At 72.7% G+C, this 18,338-nt stretch carries 14 protein-coding genes; 8 read left to right on the top strand and 6 right to left on the bottom strand.

All coding sequences use genetic code 11. The features are described from left to right. Positions 1–375: 375 nt before the first annotated feature. Entirely contained in the window at positions 376–912 is a 537-nt protein-coding gene (locus ACH4ZX_RS25830) for a hypothetical protein (RefSeq protein ID WP_398277143.1), read from the bottom strand. Between the two features lie 103 nt (positions 913–1,015). Beyond that, entirely contained in the window at positions 1,016–1,969 is a 954-nt protein-coding gene (sigJ, locus tag ACH4ZX_RS25825; protein ID WP_398277140.1) for an RNA polymerase sigma factor SigJ, read from the bottom strand. A 195-nt stretch (positions 1,970–2,164) separates the two neighbouring features. Between sigJ and ACH4ZX_RS25820 the strand changes: the two genes are divergently transcribed. Together ACH4ZX_RS25820 and ACH4ZX_RS25815 are read left to right on the top strand one after the other, a co-directional pair. Continuing rightward, the gene (locus ACH4ZX_RS25820) at positions 2,165–3,337 is read left to right on the top strand and encodes an LUD domain-containing protein (RefSeq protein WP_398277137.1); all 1,173 of its coding nucleotides are present in this window, start codon (positions 2,165–2,167) and stop codon (positions 3,335–3,337) included. 232 nt (positions 3,338–3,569) lie between these two features. After that, positions 3,570–4,667 (top strand): hypothetical protein, encoded by a 1,098-nt coding sequence (locus ACH4ZX_RS25815; protein ID WP_398277134.1) that lies wholly within the window; start codon positions 3,570–3,572, stop codon positions 4,665–4,667. Between the two features lie 120 nt (positions 4,668–4,787). Here ACH4ZX_RS25815 and ACH4ZX_RS25810 read toward each other — a convergent pair whose 3' ends face one another. Next, positions 4,788–6,275, bottom strand: coding sequence for an amino acid permease (locus tag ACH4ZX_RS25810; protein WP_398277131.1), 1,488 nt, complete (start codon positions 6,273–6,275; stop codon positions 4,788–4,790). Positions 6,276–6,620: 345 nt separating this feature from the next. Here ACH4ZX_RS25810 and ACH4ZX_RS25805 point away from each other — a divergent pair, with 345 nt between their 5' ends. Next, complete coding sequence (locus ACH4ZX_RS25805; RefSeq protein WP_398277128.1) at positions 6,621–7,436, top strand: FadR/GntR family transcriptional regulator; 816 nt, start codon at positions 6,621–6,623, stop codon at positions 7,434–7,436. A gap of 80 nt (positions 7,437–7,516) precedes the next feature. Next, entirely contained in the window at positions 7,517–8,986 is a 1,470-nt protein-coding gene (locus ACH4ZX_RS25800; protein WP_398277125.1) for an APC family permease, read from the top strand. A gap of 123 nt (positions 8,987–9,109) precedes the next feature. On the opposite strand, the gene ACH4ZX_RS25795 is transcribed toward ACH4ZX_RS25800, so the two are convergent. Next, positions 9,110–10,288 (bottom strand): MFS transporter, encoded by a 1,179-nt coding sequence (locus tag ACH4ZX_RS25795; protein WP_398277122.1) that lies wholly within the window; start codon positions 10,286–10,288, stop codon positions 9,110–9,112. Between the two features lie 70 nt (positions 10,289–10,358). Between ACH4ZX_RS25795 and ACH4ZX_RS25790 the strand changes: the two genes are divergently transcribed. Genes ACH4ZX_RS25790 through ACH4ZX_RS25780 form a run of 3 tightly spaced genes read left to right on the top strand, consistent with a single transcriptional unit; the run spans position 10,359 to position 12,904 of the window. Then, positions 10,359–11,417: an ArsR/SmtB family transcription factor gene (locus ACH4ZX_RS25790; RefSeq protein WP_398277119.1), complete on the top strand. Its 1,059-nt coding sequence runs from the start codon at positions 10,359–10,361 to the stop codon at positions 11,415–11,417. A gap of 9 nt (positions 11,418–11,426) precedes the next feature. Continuing rightward, positions 11,427–11,939, top strand: coding sequence for a glutathione peroxidase (locus ACH4ZX_RS25785; RefSeq protein WP_398277116.1), 513 nt, complete (start codon positions 11,427–11,429; stop codon positions 11,937–11,939). Positions 11,940–11,995: 56 nt separating this feature from the next. Then, a complete protein-coding gene (locus ACH4ZX_RS25780) occupies positions 11,996–12,904 on the top strand; it encodes a MerR family transcriptional regulator (protein ID WP_398277113.1) in 909 nt (302 codons plus the stop codon). A gap of 114 nt (positions 12,905–13,018) precedes the next feature. On the opposite strand, the gene ACH4ZX_RS25775 is transcribed toward ACH4ZX_RS25780, so the two are convergent. Next, entirely contained in the window at positions 13,019–14,875 is a 1,857-nt protein-coding gene (locus ACH4ZX_RS25775) for an MFS transporter (protein ID WP_398277110.1), read from the bottom strand. Positions 14,876–15,142: 267 nt separating this feature from the next. Between ACH4ZX_RS25775 and ACH4ZX_RS25770 the strand changes: the two genes are divergently transcribed. Continuing rightward, positions 15,143–15,550 (top strand): acetyltransferase, encoded by a 408-nt coding sequence (locus tag ACH4ZX_RS25770; RefSeq protein WP_398277107.1) that lies wholly within the window; start codon positions 15,143–15,145, stop codon positions 15,548–15,550. A gap of 79 nt (positions 15,551–15,629) precedes the next feature. Here the strand turns inward: ACH4ZX_RS25770 and ACH4ZX_RS25765 are convergent, their stop codons facing one another. Then, positions 15,630–18,161 (bottom strand): D-alanyl-D-alanine carboxypeptidase, encoded by a 2,532-nt coding sequence (locus tag ACH4ZX_RS25765; protein WP_398277104.1) that lies wholly within the window; start codon positions 18,159–18,161, stop codon positions 15,630–15,632. Between the last annotated feature and the right edge of the window lie 177 nt (positions 18,162–18,338).

The following is an 18,338-nucleotide window of genomic DNA, read 5'->3' as shown; positions in this document are numbered from 1 at the left end:
CGCCGCGATCTGGCACAACAACGCAACCAACGCACCGATCACCCGGTCACTGATCGCCTATGACCACTGACCGGAGATCGGACTTACTCGTCTAGTGACGCGGGGCTCATGCCGTACCCCGGACATGCGGTCTCGGCAGGGGCCGGACCGGCGGTCGCGGCAGGGGCCGGCCGCTGTCGTTCCTCCCTCCCGGCCGGCGGCGGGATCACGTACGTGCCGGGCGCGCGCTGTGAGCGGCGGTGGGAAGAAGGCCGTCTCGTGCGGCGTCCGCGAGCCCGCGTCGGTCACCAGGCCGCCGGACCTCGCCCTACAGCCGGCCACGCCCGGGTGGGCGCCCGCGGCGTGCGGCGCGACCGACCCGGTCACATGAACCGGTCACAAGAACCGGAGCAGCACCACCAGGACGATCGACGCCGGCAACACGGTACGGACCACGCGCCACGGAACGTCCCCGGGCGGGGCGAGTACCAGGAACGCGAGGGGGTACGGAGCCGCAAGCGGAACCGCCGAGATCAGGCCCACGGCCGACGGGACGTGATGGCCGAGGACCAGGACCGCCCGCAGGGCGACCCACCCCGCCGTCCCGGCCATGAGTATCCGAAGCCTGAGAAACCGGGGCCGGGCGCGGCCCGTGGTCACGCGCGAGCCGGCGATCGCCTCGCCGATGATCATGATGCCCGTCCACCCGAAGAGCGTGGCGACGGCCAGGACGATCAGCAGCCCGACGGCGGCGAGCCCGCCGTCACCGAGGATCGAGTCCGGGTGCCAGAAGACCTCGATGACCGTCCAGACGGGAAGCCCCAGCACGATGCCCGCGGCCCAGGTGGAAACGATCTCCTTGCCCAGGCGGTCCGACCACCACACCCGCAGGGCCCGCCCCCGCGGCACGCCCTTGCGCAGGCTCTCGCCCATGTTCCCGTCCTCCCCTGATCGTTCGGCGCCCTGACGGCACCGACTGCGCACCCCGGAGCCGGATCCCGGAGCCGCACTCCGGGGCCGAGGCCGTCGGTCGAGCTCAGCACGGCCCCCAGGGGCGGAGCTTGTCCGGGTTGCGCACCGCCCAGATGTGCGTGATCCGGCCGTCGTCGGCGACCTTGAACGCGAACACCGTCTCGATCCGTCCCGCGGACTCGATCACCAGGCCCGGCAGCCCGTTGACCGTGCGCTCCAGGATCGTCCGGTGCGGCGCGAGGCGGGCGATCGTCAGGTAGAGGTGGGCGATCCGCTCGGCGCCCTCGACCGGCAGCGGGTGGGCCACGGCGCGGCCGCCGCCGTCGGAGACCGCGGTGGCGTCCGGGTCGAGCAGGCCGATCAGGGCCTCGATGTCCTGCGTCTCCCAGGCCGTCCTGAACCGCCGCACGACGCTCGCCTGCCGGGCCGCGTCCGGGCTCGCCCCGGCGCGGGCGGGGGCGATGCGGCGGCGCGCGGAGGACGCCAGCTGGCGGCACGCCGCCGGACTGCGGCCGACGATCTCGGCCACCTCGGCGAACGGGTAGCGGAAGACGTCGTGCAGCACGAACGCGACGCGCTCGGCCGGGGTCATCGACTCGAACACGACCAGGAAGGCCATGGTCACCGACTCGTCGAGGGTGATCCGGTCGGCCGGGTCCAGGCCGGCGCCGCCCGCCGCCCCGGCGATCCACTCGGCCGGGTCGGGCAGCGGCTCCGGGACCCACTGGCCGACGTAGGCCTCGCGCCGGGCGCGCGCCGAGCCGAGCAGGTTCAGGCAGATACGGCCGGCCACCCTCGTCAGCCAGGCGCCCGGGGACTCGATGGCCTCCTGCTCCGCCCGGGACATCGCGTACCAGCGGGCGTAGGTCTCCTGGACGACGTCCTCCGCGTCGGCCAGCGACCCGAGCAGCCGGTAGCCGAGATTGAGCAGCTGCCGCCGCTCGCCCATGATCGCGCTCAGGCCGGGGTCCCGCTGCTCCTCCGCCTGCCGCCGCGCCCGTTCCGACGCAGTGGTCATACGCCCTCCGGCCCCCTCGCCCACGTGCCCTCTCCCGCCGTCATCCGCTGTCTCCGGCCATCTCCCGCTGCCTGCCTTCCGTACGACGGACCGGAGCGGCGGAATGTGACGTCGGCGGCCCGCCTCACATTCCGCGGGGCTGCGTTGTCGGACCGGTGAAGACCACTGCCCCTTCCACACGACGGGAAGCCCCGCATGAACGACTTCCAGGAGACCGCCGACCGCGTCGAGATCGAGGCGCTGCGCGGCGAGTTCACCGACGCGGCGATGATGCGCGACCGCGCCCGCCTCGCCGGGCTGTTCACCCCCGACGGCGTCCTGCGCATGCCCAACGTCCCGGTCGAGCTGGTCGGCCGGGAGGAGATCCGGAGCGGAGGCGAACGCCTGCAGAGCCAGTGGGACTTCTTCGTGCAGAACAGCCACCCGGGCGTGATCCGGATCGACGGCGACACCGCCACCGGCCGCACCTACATGCAGGAGATCGCGCGTCTGCTGGACGGCCGCTCGGGCCAGAACTTCGCCGTCTACCACGACACCTACCGCCGTACGCCGGAGGGCTGGAAGTTCGCCGAGCGGGTCTACGAGGTCCGGTACGCCGACACCACCCCGCTGCCGGGTTCGGCGCCCGGCCCCGACGCCCGGGCGCACGGCTCCGGCGGGACGGGGGACGCCGGGCGGGCGCACGACTCGAGCGGGGCCGGGCACGCCGGCCGGGCGCCGGGTGCCGGGGAGACGGACGCGCCGGCCACGGAGGGAGTAGACGGCTTCGCCCGGCCGGCGTCCGCCGAACGGCTGGACCGGGCGGTCGCGGCGCTGCGCGCGAACGGCTTCGCCGCCGAACTGCTCGACGACGCCGCGGCGGCCCGCGCCCGCGTCAGGGAGCTGATCCCGGAAGGCGCGAGCGTGTTCACCGGGGCGAGCGAGACGCTCCGGCTCTCCGGCATCGCGGAGGACATCGAGGCGGGCGACCGCTGCCACGCCGTCCGGCCGCGTGTGCTGACGATGGACCGCGCCACCGAGTCCGACGAGATCCGCCGGCTGGTGGCCACCCCCGACGTCTTCGTCGCCGGCGTCGCCGCCGTCACCGAGACCGGCTCGCTCGTCATCGCCTCGGGCACCGGCAGCCAGCTGCCCGCCTCCGCCGGCGGCGCCGCGAAGGCGATCTGGGTCGTCGGGGCGCAGAAGGTGGTGCCCGATCTGAGCACCGCACTGCGCCGGGTCGAGGAGCACGCCCTCCCGCTGGAGACGGCGCGCGCCCTGGCGGTCTACGGGCAGCCGAGCGCGGTCAACCGTCTGCTCGTCCTCAACGCCGAGCCGCAGCCCGGCCGCGGCACCGTCCTGCTGCTGCGCGAGGCCATCGGGTTCTGACCTCCCGCGCGGCGACGACACGCCCTCGGCACGCGCCCTCGGCACACCCCAGCCGCTGACCGGCGGCGACGACACCGAGAGAACATGAACGTTCCTGCCCGGGGCCGCCGCCGAAAACCGTGTACAAGTGCCGTTCATGAGCCGTGCGCAGTCGACTACGACCCACAGGTTTCCGGGACCCGAGCGGGGTGCGTGGGAATTACGGGAGGCGCTGCGCACGCGCATCCACGAGGTGGATGCCCTTGTCGCCGCCCGACTGGCTGAGGACCCCTCGGCCGAGAACGAGGCGTGGGCGCAGAAGGCGCGCGAGGAACTGGGGCTGGCGGACGAGGCGCTCGGCCATCACCACCGGGGCCTCGTCAAGCGTCCCGGCATCCACCTGGCGGTGGGTGAGTGTCATCTGGACATGGCCCACTGCCTCATGCTGCGCATGAATCCCGCCCACTGGATCACGCCGTTGGTGCCGGGGCTGCTCACCACCGTGGAGGAGAACCTCCCGCTGACGGACCGCAGAAGGGAACGCGCCCAGCAGATCGGGGCCTTCGTCCTGGCCGGGCACCCGATCACCGAGTTGGAGCGGGACGCGTTCGTGGACGCGCTCGAGGCGGCGTACCGGGTGCGGCAGCGGAGCACGGCGCGGGTGCGCAGCTTCGCCCGGATCGTCATGGGGCTGGCCCTGCTGATGACGGTCATGGCGATCACGGTGGCGGTCTGCGGCTATTTCTGGCCCACCAAGGTGCCCTTGTGCTTCAAGCCCGCGAATCCGCCGAAGTCCGCACACCCCTTCACCCTCGTGTGTCCCACGGCCAGCGCGAACGCGGCCCAAGGACCGGTCACGCAGGCCGAGTTGGAGAAGGTCGTGTCGCCCGCCGACTACATCGTCGTCGAGATCACCGGTCTGGTCTCCGCCACCATCGCCGCGGCGGTGGCCCTGCGCAAGATCAGGGGGACGTCCACTCCTTACGACGTCCCTCTCTCGCTCGCCGCTCTCAAACTCCCGACCGGTGCGCTGACCGCGGTGTTCGGCATCCTCCTCATGCGGGGCAACTTCATCCCCGGCCTGTCGGCGCTGGACTCCTCGGAGCAGATCATCGGCTGGGCGATCGTTCTCGGTTACGCGCAGCAGGTCTTCACCGGATTCGTGGACAGCCAGGCGCAGACGGTGCTGAGTTCCGTCTCCTCCAACTCGACGACGAAGGTGGTGGAGGCTCCCCGGCTGCCGGAGCGGACCCGCCCGGGGGCCGCACCGGAAGCCGCGCCGGAAGTCATGCCGGAAGCCGCGCCGGAGGGCGGCACGACCGGTGACGCGTCGTCGGAGGCCGGCCCGTGACGGGCCCGTGGCTGCGGGACGGGAGACGTGGACGTTCGATGCGGGGACGCGCCCGCCGGACCGGGAGACGGCGGGCGTCTCCCGGTCCGGCGGGCGGTTCGGTCGGGGCCGTGAGCGGCGCTACGACGACGTGACGAGTTCCTCGCGCCTGCGGCCCATCCGCTGGCGGACCAGGGCCACCACCACGACGCCCGCCGCCACCGCCGTGGACAGCACCACCTGGTCGCGGCCGCCGCCCTCCGCGGTGTCGGTCAGCATGTAGCCCAGGACGAAGGTGATCAGGGCGATCGTGGCCCAGGTCAGGTAGGGGTAGAGCCACATCCTGACGACCAGCTTCTCCGGCGACTCACGCTGGATGATCTTCCGCATCCGCAGCTGCGAGAAGCAGATCACCAGCCACACGAACAGGGCGATCGCGCCGGAGGAGTTGAGCAGGAACTGGAAGACGGTGTCCGGCCACAGGTAGTTGAAGGCGACCGCGACGAAGCCGAAGACCACCGAGGCCAGGATGGCCGTGCGGGGCACGCCGCGGCCCGTGGTCCGCCCGAAGGAGGCCGGGGCGTCGTTGCGGGCGCCGAGCGAGAAGGCCATGCGCGAGGCGGTGTAGAGGCCGGAGTTGAGACAGGACAGCACCGAGGTCAGCACGATGGCGTTCATGATCTGCGCGGCGTGCGGGATGCCGATGGAGCTCAGGGCCGCGACGTAGGAGCCGTCCTTGAGGATCGCCGGGTCGTCCCAGCGCAGCAGGGACACCACGATCAGGATCGAGCCCAGGTAGAACACCGCGATCCGCCAGATCACGCTGTTGGTGGCCTTGGTCACCGCGCCCCGCGGGTCGGCGGACTCGCCGGCCGCCAGGGTGACGATCTCGCTGCCCATGAAGGAGAAGACCACCATCAGCACGCCGGTGAGGATCGCTCCCGGCCCGTGCGGCAGGAATCCGCCGTGTGCGGTGAGGTACGAGAAGCCGGACGCCGGGTGGTCCGAGCCGGGCAGCAGGCCGAAGATCGCGAGGCCGCCCAGCACGATGAACGCGGCGATGGCGACGACCTTGATGCCGGCGAACCAGAACTCGAACTCGCCGTAGGAGCTGACGGAGGCCAGGTTGCTGGCGGTCAGGACCACCATGACGATCAGGGCCCAGCCCCACTGCGGGACCGCGGGCACCCAGCCGGTGAGGATCTTGGCGCCGGCGGTGGCCTCGACGGCGAGCACCACGACCCAGAAGAACCAGTACAGCCAGCCGATGCTGAAGCCGGCCCAGCGGCCCAGCGCGCGGTCCGCGTAGGCGGAGAACGAGCCGGAGGTCGGGTTGGCGGCGGCCATCTCGCCCAGCATCCGCATGACGAGGACGACGAGGACGCCGACCAGCGCGTACGAGATGAGGATGCCGGGGCCCGCGGCGGCGATGCCGGAGCCGGAGCCGACGAACAGGCCGGCGCCGATGACACCGCCGATGGCGATCATCGACAGGTGGCGGTTCTTCAGGCCCGCCTGCAGGCCCGAGCCGCCGGCCGGGGCGCCCTCGGCGACGGTCGCGGTGGCGGTGGCCGTAGCGGTGGCGGTGGTCTCGGGGGGTGCGGCGGAGACGGGAGGACGTGTGGTCATTCGACATCCAGGGAGGGAGTGCGGAAGAGGACATGCGTCGGCGAGCACGGGTGCACGGGCCGCCCGGCGGTCGCCGAAGGGGGACGAGCCTCGTGTCCCGGAAATTAGTTCAGTACGATCTAAAAGAACAAGACTTGTTTAAGTGTTCACCATGCTCTATTTTACGTGCCACGCGGAGCCCGCCATTCCGTGGTGACCGTCATCACGCCCTCTCCTCCGCCCCCTGTCTTCCGGCCTCCATGGGAGCCCCCATGAACAACCGCGCCGCATGGTCGCGGCAGCCACCGGTGCGGACGGCGTCGCCGCGGACCGTGACGCCGTTCAGCAGGCCGTTAGGGTGGCGTCGTGGTGAATCCAGGGGGCAAGTTCGGGCCCTACAGCCAGCCGGGGCCGACGCGGCCCGGCCCGGTCGCCGCGGTGCGGGACGTGCGTGTCCTGCCCGGCAGCGGTCAGACCGGGGCGGAACTCGTCCGGTCGCGGATCGCGCTGCGGGTGCGCCTGACGTCCGTCTCACCGGGGGACCGGCTGCCGGACGCCGGTGTGCTGGCCGAGGAGCTGGGGATCAGTGAGATCACCGTGCGCCGCGCGCTGGAGGCGATGTGCCAGGACGGCCTGCTCGACCGCCGGCGCGGCCGGGCGGGCGGGACCTTCGTCGCGCCCGAGTGGCACACGGTCGTCGCCCTGATGCACGACGCCGAGGAGGCGGCCTCGCTCGAGGCGTTCCACCAGCTGCTCGAGTGCGGGCTCGTGGCGCGCGGCGTCGGCGAGGTCCCGGCCGACGGACTCCAGGAGCTGCGGGCGCTGGTCGACGAGATGGACCTGGCCGGTGATCCGGAACGGCTGCTCGAACTGGAGGCCCGTTTCCACCTCGGTCTCGCGGAGGTGCTCGGCGGCGCCGGGATCCGCGAGTTCGCCGCGGACCTGCTCGGCCGCCTGTGCCTGCTGATGCCCGCCCCGGCGGCCGACGCGGTACGGGCGCGGAACCGCTGCCACGCCGATCTGCTCGCCGAGCTCGGCCGCGGCGCGATGGACCCCGCCGTGCAGGCGGTGAAGGCTCACCGCCTGGCCCACACCGGTCACACCGGTCACGCCGGTCACGCCGGTCACACAGACCACAGCGAGCACACCGACCACGCCGACCACGCCGACCGCGCCCTCTGACTCCCCTCCTCCCCCGCCACCCGACGACTGCCAGCACCCCGCTCACCCCGCGTCATCGCACCGCAGAAGGAGTCGCCGTCATGCCCGATCCCGGAGCGGCCGGTCCCTCGCCGGCGTCGGGTCCCGTCCGCGGCGCCCCCCAGCGGCTGCGCGGCGGGGTGCTCGGCATGGCGGACATCGCAGCCGCCACGATGGCCAACGTCGGCCCGGCCATGAGCTTCTTCTTCGGCTTCGCCTTCCTGGGCACCACCGCGGGCATCGCCTCCCCGCTGACCATCGTGGCGGCGGGCGTCGCGGTCGCGCTGCTCGGCAACACGCTCGCCGAGTTCTCCCGGGCCCATCCGTCGGCGGGCAGCTTCATCACCTTCGTCGGCAAGTCCTTCGGGCCGGTCAGCGCGGTGACCACGGCGCTGCTGGCCGGGCTGGGCTACATCATCGGGATGGCCGCCGTGATCGCCATCTCGGGCGGGTTCGTGCAGATCACCCTGGAGCACTACACGGGTGTCGAGCTGCCGTGGATCATCTGGACGCTCGTGCTGACCGGGGTCGCGGTGGGGCTGATGCTGCGCGGGGTGGTGGTCTCCACGAAGTGGGCGGGCTACTTCTTCGGCGTGGAGATGCTGGTGCTGGTCGTCGTCTCGGTCGCGGCGATCGTCGAGCACCACGGCAGCCTGTCCGCCGCCCCGTTCCTGCCCGGCCGCATCAGCCACGGCCTGAGCGGTCTGGCGGCCGGTTTCCCGCTGGCGGTGTACCTGTTCATCGGCTGGGAGAACTCGGCGGCGCTCGCCGAGGAGACGGAGAACCCGCGGCGCAACGTCGGCCGCGCCGTGTTCTTCTCCATCGCGGTGATGACGGTGAGCTACATCCTCTTCTCCTACGCCACCGTGACCGGCTTCGACTACGACATGGCCAAGCTCGGCGCGGCCGGCATCCCCTTCATCGACATCGCCCAGCAGACGCTCGGGGCGCTCGCGTTCGTGGCCTACATCGGGGGCCTGACCTCGACCCTCGGCGTGCTGATCGCCGGCATCAACTCCCAGGCCCGCCTGGTGTTCAACGCCGGACGCGAGGGGCTGCTGCCGGCGTTCTTCGGGTACGTGCACCCCACCCGCCGTACGCCCAACAACGCGATCGTCACCTTCACCGCCACCGCACTGGTGATCATCGGCGGCTGGGGTCTCGGCCATCTGCTCGGCTCCGGCGGCTCGATGGACCCCGTGGTGTTCTTCACCGAGGCCTCCAGCCTGGGGTCGATCCTGATCCTGCTGGTCTACCTGGCGTCCAACATCGCCCTGCCGCTGTACTACCGCCGGTACCGTCCGCAGGAGTTCCGCACCGTCCGGCACCTGGTGCTGCCCGCCATCGGCGTGCTGGCCATCCTGGTGCCGCTCTACTACCTCGCCAAGCCCGGACAGCCGGCGCCCTACAACTGGTTCCCGTACGCGGCGCTGGCCGCCCTGCTCGCCGCCGTCGCCTACGCCGCGCTCCTGGTCCGCCGCGACCCGGGCCTCGCCGACCGGGTCGGCTCGGTGGTCGCCGACGCGGAGTGAGACGCGGCAGCGGTGAGCCCGCGGTCCGCGGGGATTGCGCCGGCAGCGGTGAGCCCGCGGTCCGCGGGGTTACGCCGACCGCGGGGGTTCGTCGGCTGCCGGGGGTTACGCCGGCCGCGGGGGTTACGCCGGCTGCGGCCGGGGGACGTGACGGCGGGCGGACGACGCCAGCGCCAGGGTCGTCGCGGCCGACGCCGTCGCCGTGAGGGTCATCGCCGTGGCGGGGGACGTGAGCTGGGCCAGGGTCCCCGCCAGGGCCGCGCTCACCCCCTGGAGGGTGAGCATGCCCGACGAGTGCAGGCCCAGGGCGTGTCCGGACAGCTCGTCCGGGGTCAGCGCCAGCAGGCGTTCCTGCTGGACCAGGCTCGCGCCGAAGCCGGCCGAGGCCACGGCGACCGCGACGGCGCACACCGGGACGGCCGGGCGGAGCGCGAACAGCAGGTACGGCGCGGCCAGCAGCAGGAGCAGCGGGGTGGCCAGCCGCTGCCGGACCGCGGCCGGCACCAGCCGGCCGACCGTCACGTCGCCGGCCAGCATGCCCAGCGCCGCGCAGGCGAACAGGGTGCCGGCCGCGTCGGGGGCGTAGGACACGTAGAGCGACTCGCAGCCGACGATCAGGCCGTTGGGGAGCCACAGGCCGAGGTAGGTGAGGCGGCGCGGGCGGTCGGAGAACAGCAGCCGGTTGGCGCGCCAGGTGGCGGAGACGGACGGGCGCCCGGCGGACCGGGGCGGGCGGCGGGTCAGGCCCAGCCGGGTGCCGGCGGCCGCCGACAGGTACAGCGCCGTGGCCAGGAGCAGACAGGCGCGCGGTGACAGCGCCGCGGTGAGGACGCCGCCGGTCGCGTACCCGCCGATCTGCGTCAGCCCGGTGCTCATGTTGAAGACCGAGCGCCCCGGCAGGTAGCCGTCCCTGGGGAGGATCTCGTTCAGCAGTCCCCAGCGCGCTCCCCCGCCCAGCGAGGCGGCCAGGCCCTGCACCAGGACGACGGCGAACACGCCCCACATCGGCAGGCCGGGCAGCGCCAGGACCGCCGTGCCGGCCGCGAGGACGAGGCAGACGCCGGTCAGCGTCCGCCGCGGCGGCAGCCGGTCGGCGCCGGACAGCAGGACGGTCGCGCCCAGCACCTGGGCCAGCGACGGGCCGAACATGCTCAGCGCCGACAGCAGCGGAGAGCCGCTGGCCCGGTACACGAGCGTGCCGAGCGCGAGTCCGCCGACCGTCTGCGCCGCGGTGTGGGCGGTGGCGGACAGGAAGAGGGGCGTGAACTCCGGGGTGCGGAAAAGGTCCTGGTAGCTGCGCATGCACGGAGTGTGGGAAGGCCGCGGAGGCCCCCGTTATTGTTTCGCGCGGGAGCGAAAGGTGGCGGGGCGCGTGGGCTGGTGGCAGATCAACGCCGACACGCTCGCCCGCAGCCGCTTCGTCCTCTCCCCCTTCGCCGAGACCCTCGCCGCCCTGAAGCTGCTGCACGCCGCGACGCCGGCCCACCCCGGCGAACAGGCCTGGCTGCGGGCCCACCTGCCCGGCTACCGCGGACTGCTGGCCGCCGACCCGGTCACCGCGCGGCTCGTCCGCACCGGGCTGGACACCATCTGGAACGCGGACTTCCTCACCCCCACCCCGCTGGACGGGGAGAGCTTCGAGCAGGCCGTCGCACGGGTGCGCGCGACCGGCGCCGCCCGGGCCCGCGCCGACCTCGTCGTCTCCCTGACCGGCGAACCGCTCCCGGCCGAGCTGGACCGCGACGACCTGCCCGAACGGGCGGCGCGCGTGCTGGAGTACGTGTGGACCGAGACCGTACGGCCGTACTGGGACCGGCGTCGGCGCGTCCTGGAGGCCGACGTCGTCGCCCGCACCGCGCAGGTCAGCCGGGGCGGCTGGGCGGCCGTGCTGGACGAACTGCGGCCGGGGCGGACCCGGTGGCTCGGCGAGAACCGGCTCCAGGTCAACCCGCTGGAGTTCCCGCCGCGCGACCTCGCCGGCGCCGAGCTGGTCTTCGTGCCGGTCACCCCGCAGCGCGTCGGCTGGGTGTCCTGGGAGGAGCGCGAGCGGTACGCTGTCGTCTACGCGTGCCGGGGCGCCCTGGCCTACGGTCCCCGCGGGGGCGTGCCGGAGCCGCTCGGCGCGCTGCTCGGCACCGCGCGCGCCGCGGTCCTGGTCCTGCTCGGCAGCCCGCTGAGCACGACCCAGCTGACCGCCGTCACCGGGCAGGGGCTGGGCTCGGTCGGACGGCACCTGAAGGTGCTGCTCCAGGCGGGCCTGGTGGAGCGGCGGCGGGCCGGGCGGTCGGTGCTGTACTCGCGTACCGCGGCGGGGGACGTCCTCGTGCGGGCGGGAAGCCCGGCGTCCGCCGGCCCCGGCCGGGCCGTAGGCGCCGCCCGCAACCGGGCCGTAGGCGCCGCCCGCAACCGGGCCGAGGCGAACCGAGGTTAGGCTCGCCTCATGACGACTGCAGACAGCAACGGCGCCGCTCCCCTCGACGTGGAGATCGGCGCCCTCCAGGGCGGCAGCGCGGACCTGGCCCGGTACAAGGGCCAGGTGGTGCTCGTCGTGAACGTGGCCTCCAAGTGCGGGCTGACCCCGCAGTACGGCGGGCTGGAGCGCCTCCACGAGCGCTACGCCGAGCAGGGCTTCACCGTCCTCGGTGTGCCGTGCAACCAGTTCCTGGGCCAGGAGCCCGGCAGCGCCGACGAGATCGCCGAGTTCTGCTCCGCCACCTACGGCGTGACCTTCCCGATGACCGAGAAGGTCGAGGTCAACGGCGAGGGCCGGCACGCGCTGTACGACCGCCTGGTCGGCTTCGCCGACGCCGAGGGGCACACCGGCGACATCCGCTGGAACTTCGAGAAGTTCCTGATCGGCCGGGACGGCGAGGTCGTCGCCCGCTTCTCGCCGCGCACCGAGCCGGACGCGGCCGAGGTCGTCACGGCGATCGAGGCCCAGCTGGCCGGTTGACCTTGCCCCTGGGGCAGGGCCGAGCGTCTCGGTCACCGGGCGGGACGGACCGCCCGGTGACGGAGGACGCTCAGGTGGATGCCCGGTCGGAGTCCCAGGCCGAAGCCCAGGCGGACGACGGCGGCCCGCTGCTCACCATCGGCGCGTTCGCGGCGCGGGCCCGGCTGTCGGCGAAGGCGCTGCGGCTGTACGACCGGCTCGGGCTGCTGACGCCCGCGCACGTCGACGAGGCCGGCGGCTACCGCTACTACCGCGCCGGCCAGGCGGAGCGCGCCCGGCTGGTGGCGCTGCTGCGGCAGCTGGACATGCCGCTCGCCCGGATCGCCGAGGTGATCGCGGCCGACGGGGAGCGGGCGGGCGAGCTGCTCGCCTCCTACTGGGCCGGCGTCGAGACGCGGATCGCCGCGCAGCGCACGCTCGCCGAGTACCTCTGTGGACGACTGTCGGGGAGGAGCTCCGAGATGTACGGGAAGTTCGAGGTCGAGACGGTGGAACTGCCTCAGCAGGTGGTGATCACCGAGACCCGGCACACGCCGGCGGACGAGCTGCCGGCGTGGATCGGCGCGTCGCTGGGGCGGCTGGAGGCGGCGGCGCGGGAGTGCGGGGGCGTGACGGGGGCGCCGTTCGTGCTGTTCCACGCGGAGGTGTCGACGGAGAGCGACGGCCCGGTCGAGTCCTGCGTACCGGTCGCCGACGAGGCGGCGGGGCGGGCGTGGGCCGAGGCGCACGGGCGGGCCTGGCAGACACGGGTGCGCGTGGAGCCGGCGCGCCGGATGGCGTACACCCGCCTCGCGAAGGCCCAGGTGGCGTATCCGCAGATCCTCGCCGCGTTCGAGGCGGTGGAGCAGTGGATCGCCGGGCGGGGGCTGGAGCAGGCCGGTCCCAGCCGCGAGGTGTACTTCGCGGACTGGGCGGCGGCGGGGCCCCAGGACCCGGTGTGCGACGTGGCGTTCCCGGTGCGGTGAGGGCAGCGGCCCTCACTCCTCACGAGTCGGGGCCCTGACACCCTGACTCCTCATGAGTCCGGGCCCTGGCTCTTCACGCGTCCGGGGCCCTGGCTCTTCACGCGTCCGGGGCCCTCACTTGAGTTCGTCCGGGCAGGGCGTCCCCCGCGGCAGCTGGTAGGGGGCGCCCAGACGGTAGGTGCCGGCCTTCGGGGCGACCAGGATCGTCCACTTGTCGCCCTTGTCGTCCTCCTCGGTCTGCGTCAGGCAGCCGTTGACGTTGTCGTACGTCTTCGGCGTGCCGTCGGCGCGGTGCTTGGAGGCGTCCGTCTCCTGCGGGGGCTTGACGCCCTTGCCCTCGGCGTCGACCAGGCCGAGCCACGGGGAGTAGGGGACGCGGATGAGGACCCGGCCGGGCTGCTTGACCTCGATGGTCAGCTCGCCCTGGTCGGCGCGGTCGACGGTGGCGGGCGGGTCGGCGAGCGGGGTGGGGTCGGTGACGCGGAACAGCTGCCAGTTGGCGTCGCCCCAGATCTGCTTCAGGTACGGCATGCCCCGCTGGACGAGTTCGCGCTCGCGTTCGCCGCCGTCGCCGTCGGGCTCGTCCTTGGGCAGGACGACGAAGTGGACGGCCCAGCGCTGGAGCCACTCGTGGTAGTTGGCCGAGTTGAGGGTGTCGTCGTAGAAGAGGGGGTTGCGTTCCATGTCGGCCTGGCGGTTCCAGCCGCGGGCCAGGTTGACGTACGGGGCGAGCGCGGAGGCCTCGCGGTGGGAGCGGGCGGGGACCACCTCGACGCGGCCCTTCTCGGCGCCGACCTCCTGCAGCTCGTTCACCAGCGGGGCCAGCTCGCGGGCCCAGGAGGCGGTGGGGGTGGTGTGGACGACGTCGTCGACCGACTTGAAGCCGATCCAGAAGACGAAGCCGCAGGCGGCCAGCACGGTCAGGTACCAGGTGCGCGAGCGGGGGGCGTGGAAGGGCAGGGCCGCCACCAGCACCACGCCCGCGAACAGCATCGCCAGCCGGGTGATGTTGGAGCCGATCTGCGAGCTGACCAGCCAGACAGCGACGACGGCGAGGCCGTACACCGCGGACGTCAGGCGGACCGTCTTCCAGTCCCTGGGGACGAGGGCGAAGACGAGGATCGAGTACGCCAGGGGCAGGATGACCGAGCCGAAGGTCATCGGCTGGGTTCCGGAGAAGGGGAACAGCCACGCCGACACGGCCACCACCGCGGCGGGTGCCAGGCCGAGCGCCCAGGCGCCGGGACGGCGTTTCTGCAGGAACAGCGCGACGGCCACCAGCCCCACGAACAGGCCGGCCACCGGCGACGACATCGTGGCCAGGGCGGCCAGCGGCGCCGCGCACAGGGCCTTCGCCCAACGCGCGTAGCGCCAGCGGTGGGGCCAGCAGTGCACGACGGCGACCGCGCCCAGCGCGAACACCGTGCCCAGTCCGAAGGTCACGCGTCCGGACGCGGCGTTGCACAGGAACGCGAAGACGCCCGCCAGCGACGCCCACAGCGGGTTGCGGACGGACCTGCTGCGGATGAGGATCATCGTGAGCAGCCCGGCGGACACCGTCCCCGCGATCATCATCGTCGTCCGCACACCGAGGACCGACATCAGATACGGCGAGACCACGCTGTAGGACACCGGGTGCATGCCGCCGTACCAGGCCAGGTTGTACGCCGAGTCGGGGTGCCGGCCGACGAACTCCGCCCACGCGTCCTGCGCCGCCAGATCACCGCCGCTGTTCGCGAACGTGAAGAACCAGACGACGTGGAGGACGCCCGACAGGGCGGTGAACGACAGCGCCGGGTGACGCAGGACATGCTCGCGCAGGACCAGGACGGCGCGCTTCAGACGGCCCGTGCCGTCCTGGTGGCGGTCGTCACCGGGCGCGTCGGCGCGCGGCGCGGGTACCCGTATTCGCGGGCCGGTCCCCGGTCCCTGATCGGCGTCGTCGGCGCGTGTCGGCTCCGCAGTGGCCACCTGAAGGCACTCCCCGTGGTGTCCCGTCCTGTGTTCCGGGGCGCGTGCCGTCGCCCGCCCGTCTCGGCCGCGTTCCCGGGGGGTCTCCCGACCGCGTTCCACCGACTGCGACGTGCCCCGTTTTCGTGACGCTAGCACGGAGCACGGATGGCGCCATCCTGCAGCCCCTCGAGGGCCCCCAGGACATGCGGACAATGTCCGAATAGCGCTTTGACAAGATCAACAACGACTGATCATTTTATCAATATCCATCCGAGAGGAGATCCCTTGCCCAGGCGAAAACTGCGATCCGCGGCCGTCATCACGGCCGTTGCCGCCGCAGGCCTCATCGGCACGGCAGTTCCGGCAAGTGCGGCTGCCGCATCCCCGACGGCCGTGTGCGGCTCAGGCTACAGCGTGATTGACTCCCAGGGCCTTTCGACGGCGGCCACGGTCTACCTGCTGTACAGCAGCAGCACCGGGAAGAATTGCGTCGTGACCATCCGCGATAGTTCGGGCACGGCCGCATACATGGAGGCCTCGATCAGGAAGTCCGGCGGCAGTTGGGTCTCTGATGCCGGCAACTATTCAAGCTACGCGGGACCCGTGTACGTCTCGGCCGCCGGAACCTGCATCCAGTGGGAAGGCATGTTCGGGCAGGGGTACTACCAGAGCGGCTGGGAACACTGCGGCTGATACGCCGTTCCCAACCGCACGCAGTCGCCGCCCTCCTTCGGGGCGGCGGCTGCGCTGTCATATTGCCTGTCCGTGCGGTTCAGGCGACGCGGGTCAGCTTGTCCGTGAAGCCGGGTTCGGTGAGGTCCTTCTGCAGCGCGACCGGAACCTTGACCGCGCCGGCCGTTCCGCCGTCGCCCACGGTGAGCGTGCCCACCTTGGTGCCGGCCTTCGCGGTGCGCGGCAGGTCGTCGGTGGCGAAGGACAGCTTCACCTCCAGGCCGGACCAGCCGACCGCGGTGACGTCCTTGGTGATGACGACCGGCGTGTGCCCACCGAGACCGTCGTCCACGTACCCGACGACGTCGCCCTTCTTCAGGATCGTGGCCGACTTCAGCGCGCCCTGGGCGGCCCTGATCAGTTTGTCGCCCGCGTCGAGAGCGCCGCTGATGATGGTGTTGTCCGAACCGCCGGGCCCCTGGCTGAGGACGGCACCGACGATGGTCCGGGTCTCGCCGCCGACCTGCTTGACCGCGGCGAAGACCAGGTTGCCGCCGGCCGCCGTGGTGGTGCCGGTCTTGATGCCGATGACGTTGTTGTAGCCGACCAGACGGTTCCAGTTGCTGTGCTTGGTGCCCTTGTAGTCGGTGTACTCCATCATCCTGGCGATCTCCCGGAAGGACGCGTCCTTCATCGCGGCCTTCGCCAGTCTCACCTGGTCCACGGCGGTGGACACCGTCGTCTTCTGCAGGCCGGACGGGTCGGTGTACGTCGTGTTGGTCATGCCGAGGTCCTTGGCGGTGGCGTTCATCTTGCTCACGAACGCCTTCTCCGAGCCTGCGTCCCAGCGGGCCAGGAGGCGGGCGACGTTGTTGGCGGACGCGAGGAGTACGCCTTCCAGGGCCTCCTTCTCGGTGATGGTGTCGTTCGCCTTGACCTCGACCGTCGACTCGCCGTCGGCGGTGGCCTGGTCCTGGGCCGTCTGGTCCACCTTGATCTTCTCGCCGTCACCGCTCTTGAGCGGATGGTCCCGAAGGATCAGGTAGGCCGTCATGACCTTGGCGACGCTCGCGATGGGCACGGGCTTCTGCTGCCCCGACGAGCCGAACGACCCGATCCCCTGCACGTCGAGCGCGCCCTGGCCGTCGGCAGGCCAGGGGATGTCGGTCTTGGCCCCGTCGAAGGTGTACGACTCGTCGGCGGTCAGGGTGAGGGTGGGCGTCGGCAGCGGGCGTACGGCCTGCGCGACCGCAAAGATGATCGCCAGGAGCAGGACCAGCGGGGTCCAGATCTTGACCCGGCGCACGACCGTGCGGACCGGGGTCTGCGGGGGCGGCGGGGTGTTCGTCAGCTCCGCGAGCAGGTCGAGCGGGGGCTTCGGCGGCAGCGGCTGCTGAGTGGTGCGCTCGGGGCCGACCTGGGGGACGAACGCGGTGGCGTCCGCCGGGGACGACGGCTTCCTCGTCGCGGGGTCGTCGAGGGGCTTGAGCGCGACGAACCTGCTGGTGCGCTCGGGGTCGCCGCCCTCGGGGGCCTTGGGCCCGGAAGTCTCCGGAGCCTTGGGGGCCTCCGGGGCCTCGGGGGTCTTGGAGCGCTCCGGGGTGCCGGCCGGGGCGGCCTTGGCGGCGCCGTCCAGCTTGAGCATGGTGGTGGGCTGGTCGACCTGGAACTTGGGGCGCTTGAAGACGGCGGTCGGCTGGTCCACGGGCTCGGCCGGGGCCTTGCCCTCGCCGTCGCCGTCGCCCTCCTCGTCGCCCTCCTCGTCGCCCTCCTCGTCGCCCTCGCCGTCGTTCTTGGCGTCGTCGGTGGCGGGGGCGGAGGAATCGGCGGGTGCCGGTGCTTCGCCGTCGGCCTGCGGACCGTCCGGCTCGTCGTCATCGGCGGCGGTGGCGGTGGCGGGCTCGGACGCGTCGGTCACCGCGGACTCGTCGTCCTGGGCGTCGGCGTCCGCCGCCTCGTCCGCGTCCGTGGCGGCGTCCGTGGCGTCGTCGGCGTCCGCTTCCCCGTCGGATTCCGGCTCCGCGGCCTCGGCGCGGTCCTCAGCGGCCGTGGGGGCGTCTTCAGGGGCCGTGGAGGCGTCTTCCGCGCGGTCCGAGGCGTCCGAGGCGTCCTGGGCGCTTCCGGAGCCCCCCGGCCGGACCCAGGCCGCCAGCAGTCCCGCGTCGCCTCCCGTACGGCCGTCAGCCGCATCGGCGTCGGCGTCGGCGTGGGCGCGGTCGTCGCCGTCCTCGTCCGCCCCGGTCTCCGCGGCGTCCGCGGCGTCCGCGGCCCGGTCCCGGGCCGGTACCGAGAACACCCGGGTCGACGTGTCCGCGGCGTCACGGGAGCCCGCTCCGTCCTGGGCCGGCTCCGCGGTCTCGTCGGTCCCGTCGGTCGCCCCGGCGTCCTCGTCCTCGGCGTCCTGGGCGTGCTCGGCGTCCGTCGCCGCGTCCCGTACCGAGAACACCCGGGTGGCCGTGTCCACGCCGCCGCGGGGCCCGGACGGTGTCTCCCTGTCGCGGGACACGGCCAGCCGCGGGTCACGCTCGGCGCGCTCCCCCGACCTGGCCTCGGGAACCGGACCCGCGCTCCCCGACGTCGGTTCTGCCGACGACTCGCGCTGCTTCGACCTGTCGGGGGACTCGCCCGCCACCGATGCCTCCTCCATCTGCCGCACGCCCCGCGTGCGGCTGCCGAACCGTGAACCGCCGCCCGGAACACCGCTCCCACGCGCTGTCCGAACCATGTACCAGTGTCCTGTGTGCGGGCTTGGCCCCCGTGGTAGACGAGAACGACATACCTGCCGGTTCCCTTACGAAGAGGTCACGCA

Origin of the sequence: Streptomyces sp. NPDC020490 (assembly GCF_044335305.1) — a bacterium.
Lineage (GTDB): Bacteria > Actinomycetota > Actinomycetes > Streptomycetales > Streptomycetaceae > Streptomyces.
The sequence above is the reverse complement of the archived record's forward strand: the minus strand, read 5'-3'. Positions and strand labels throughout refer to the sequence as shown.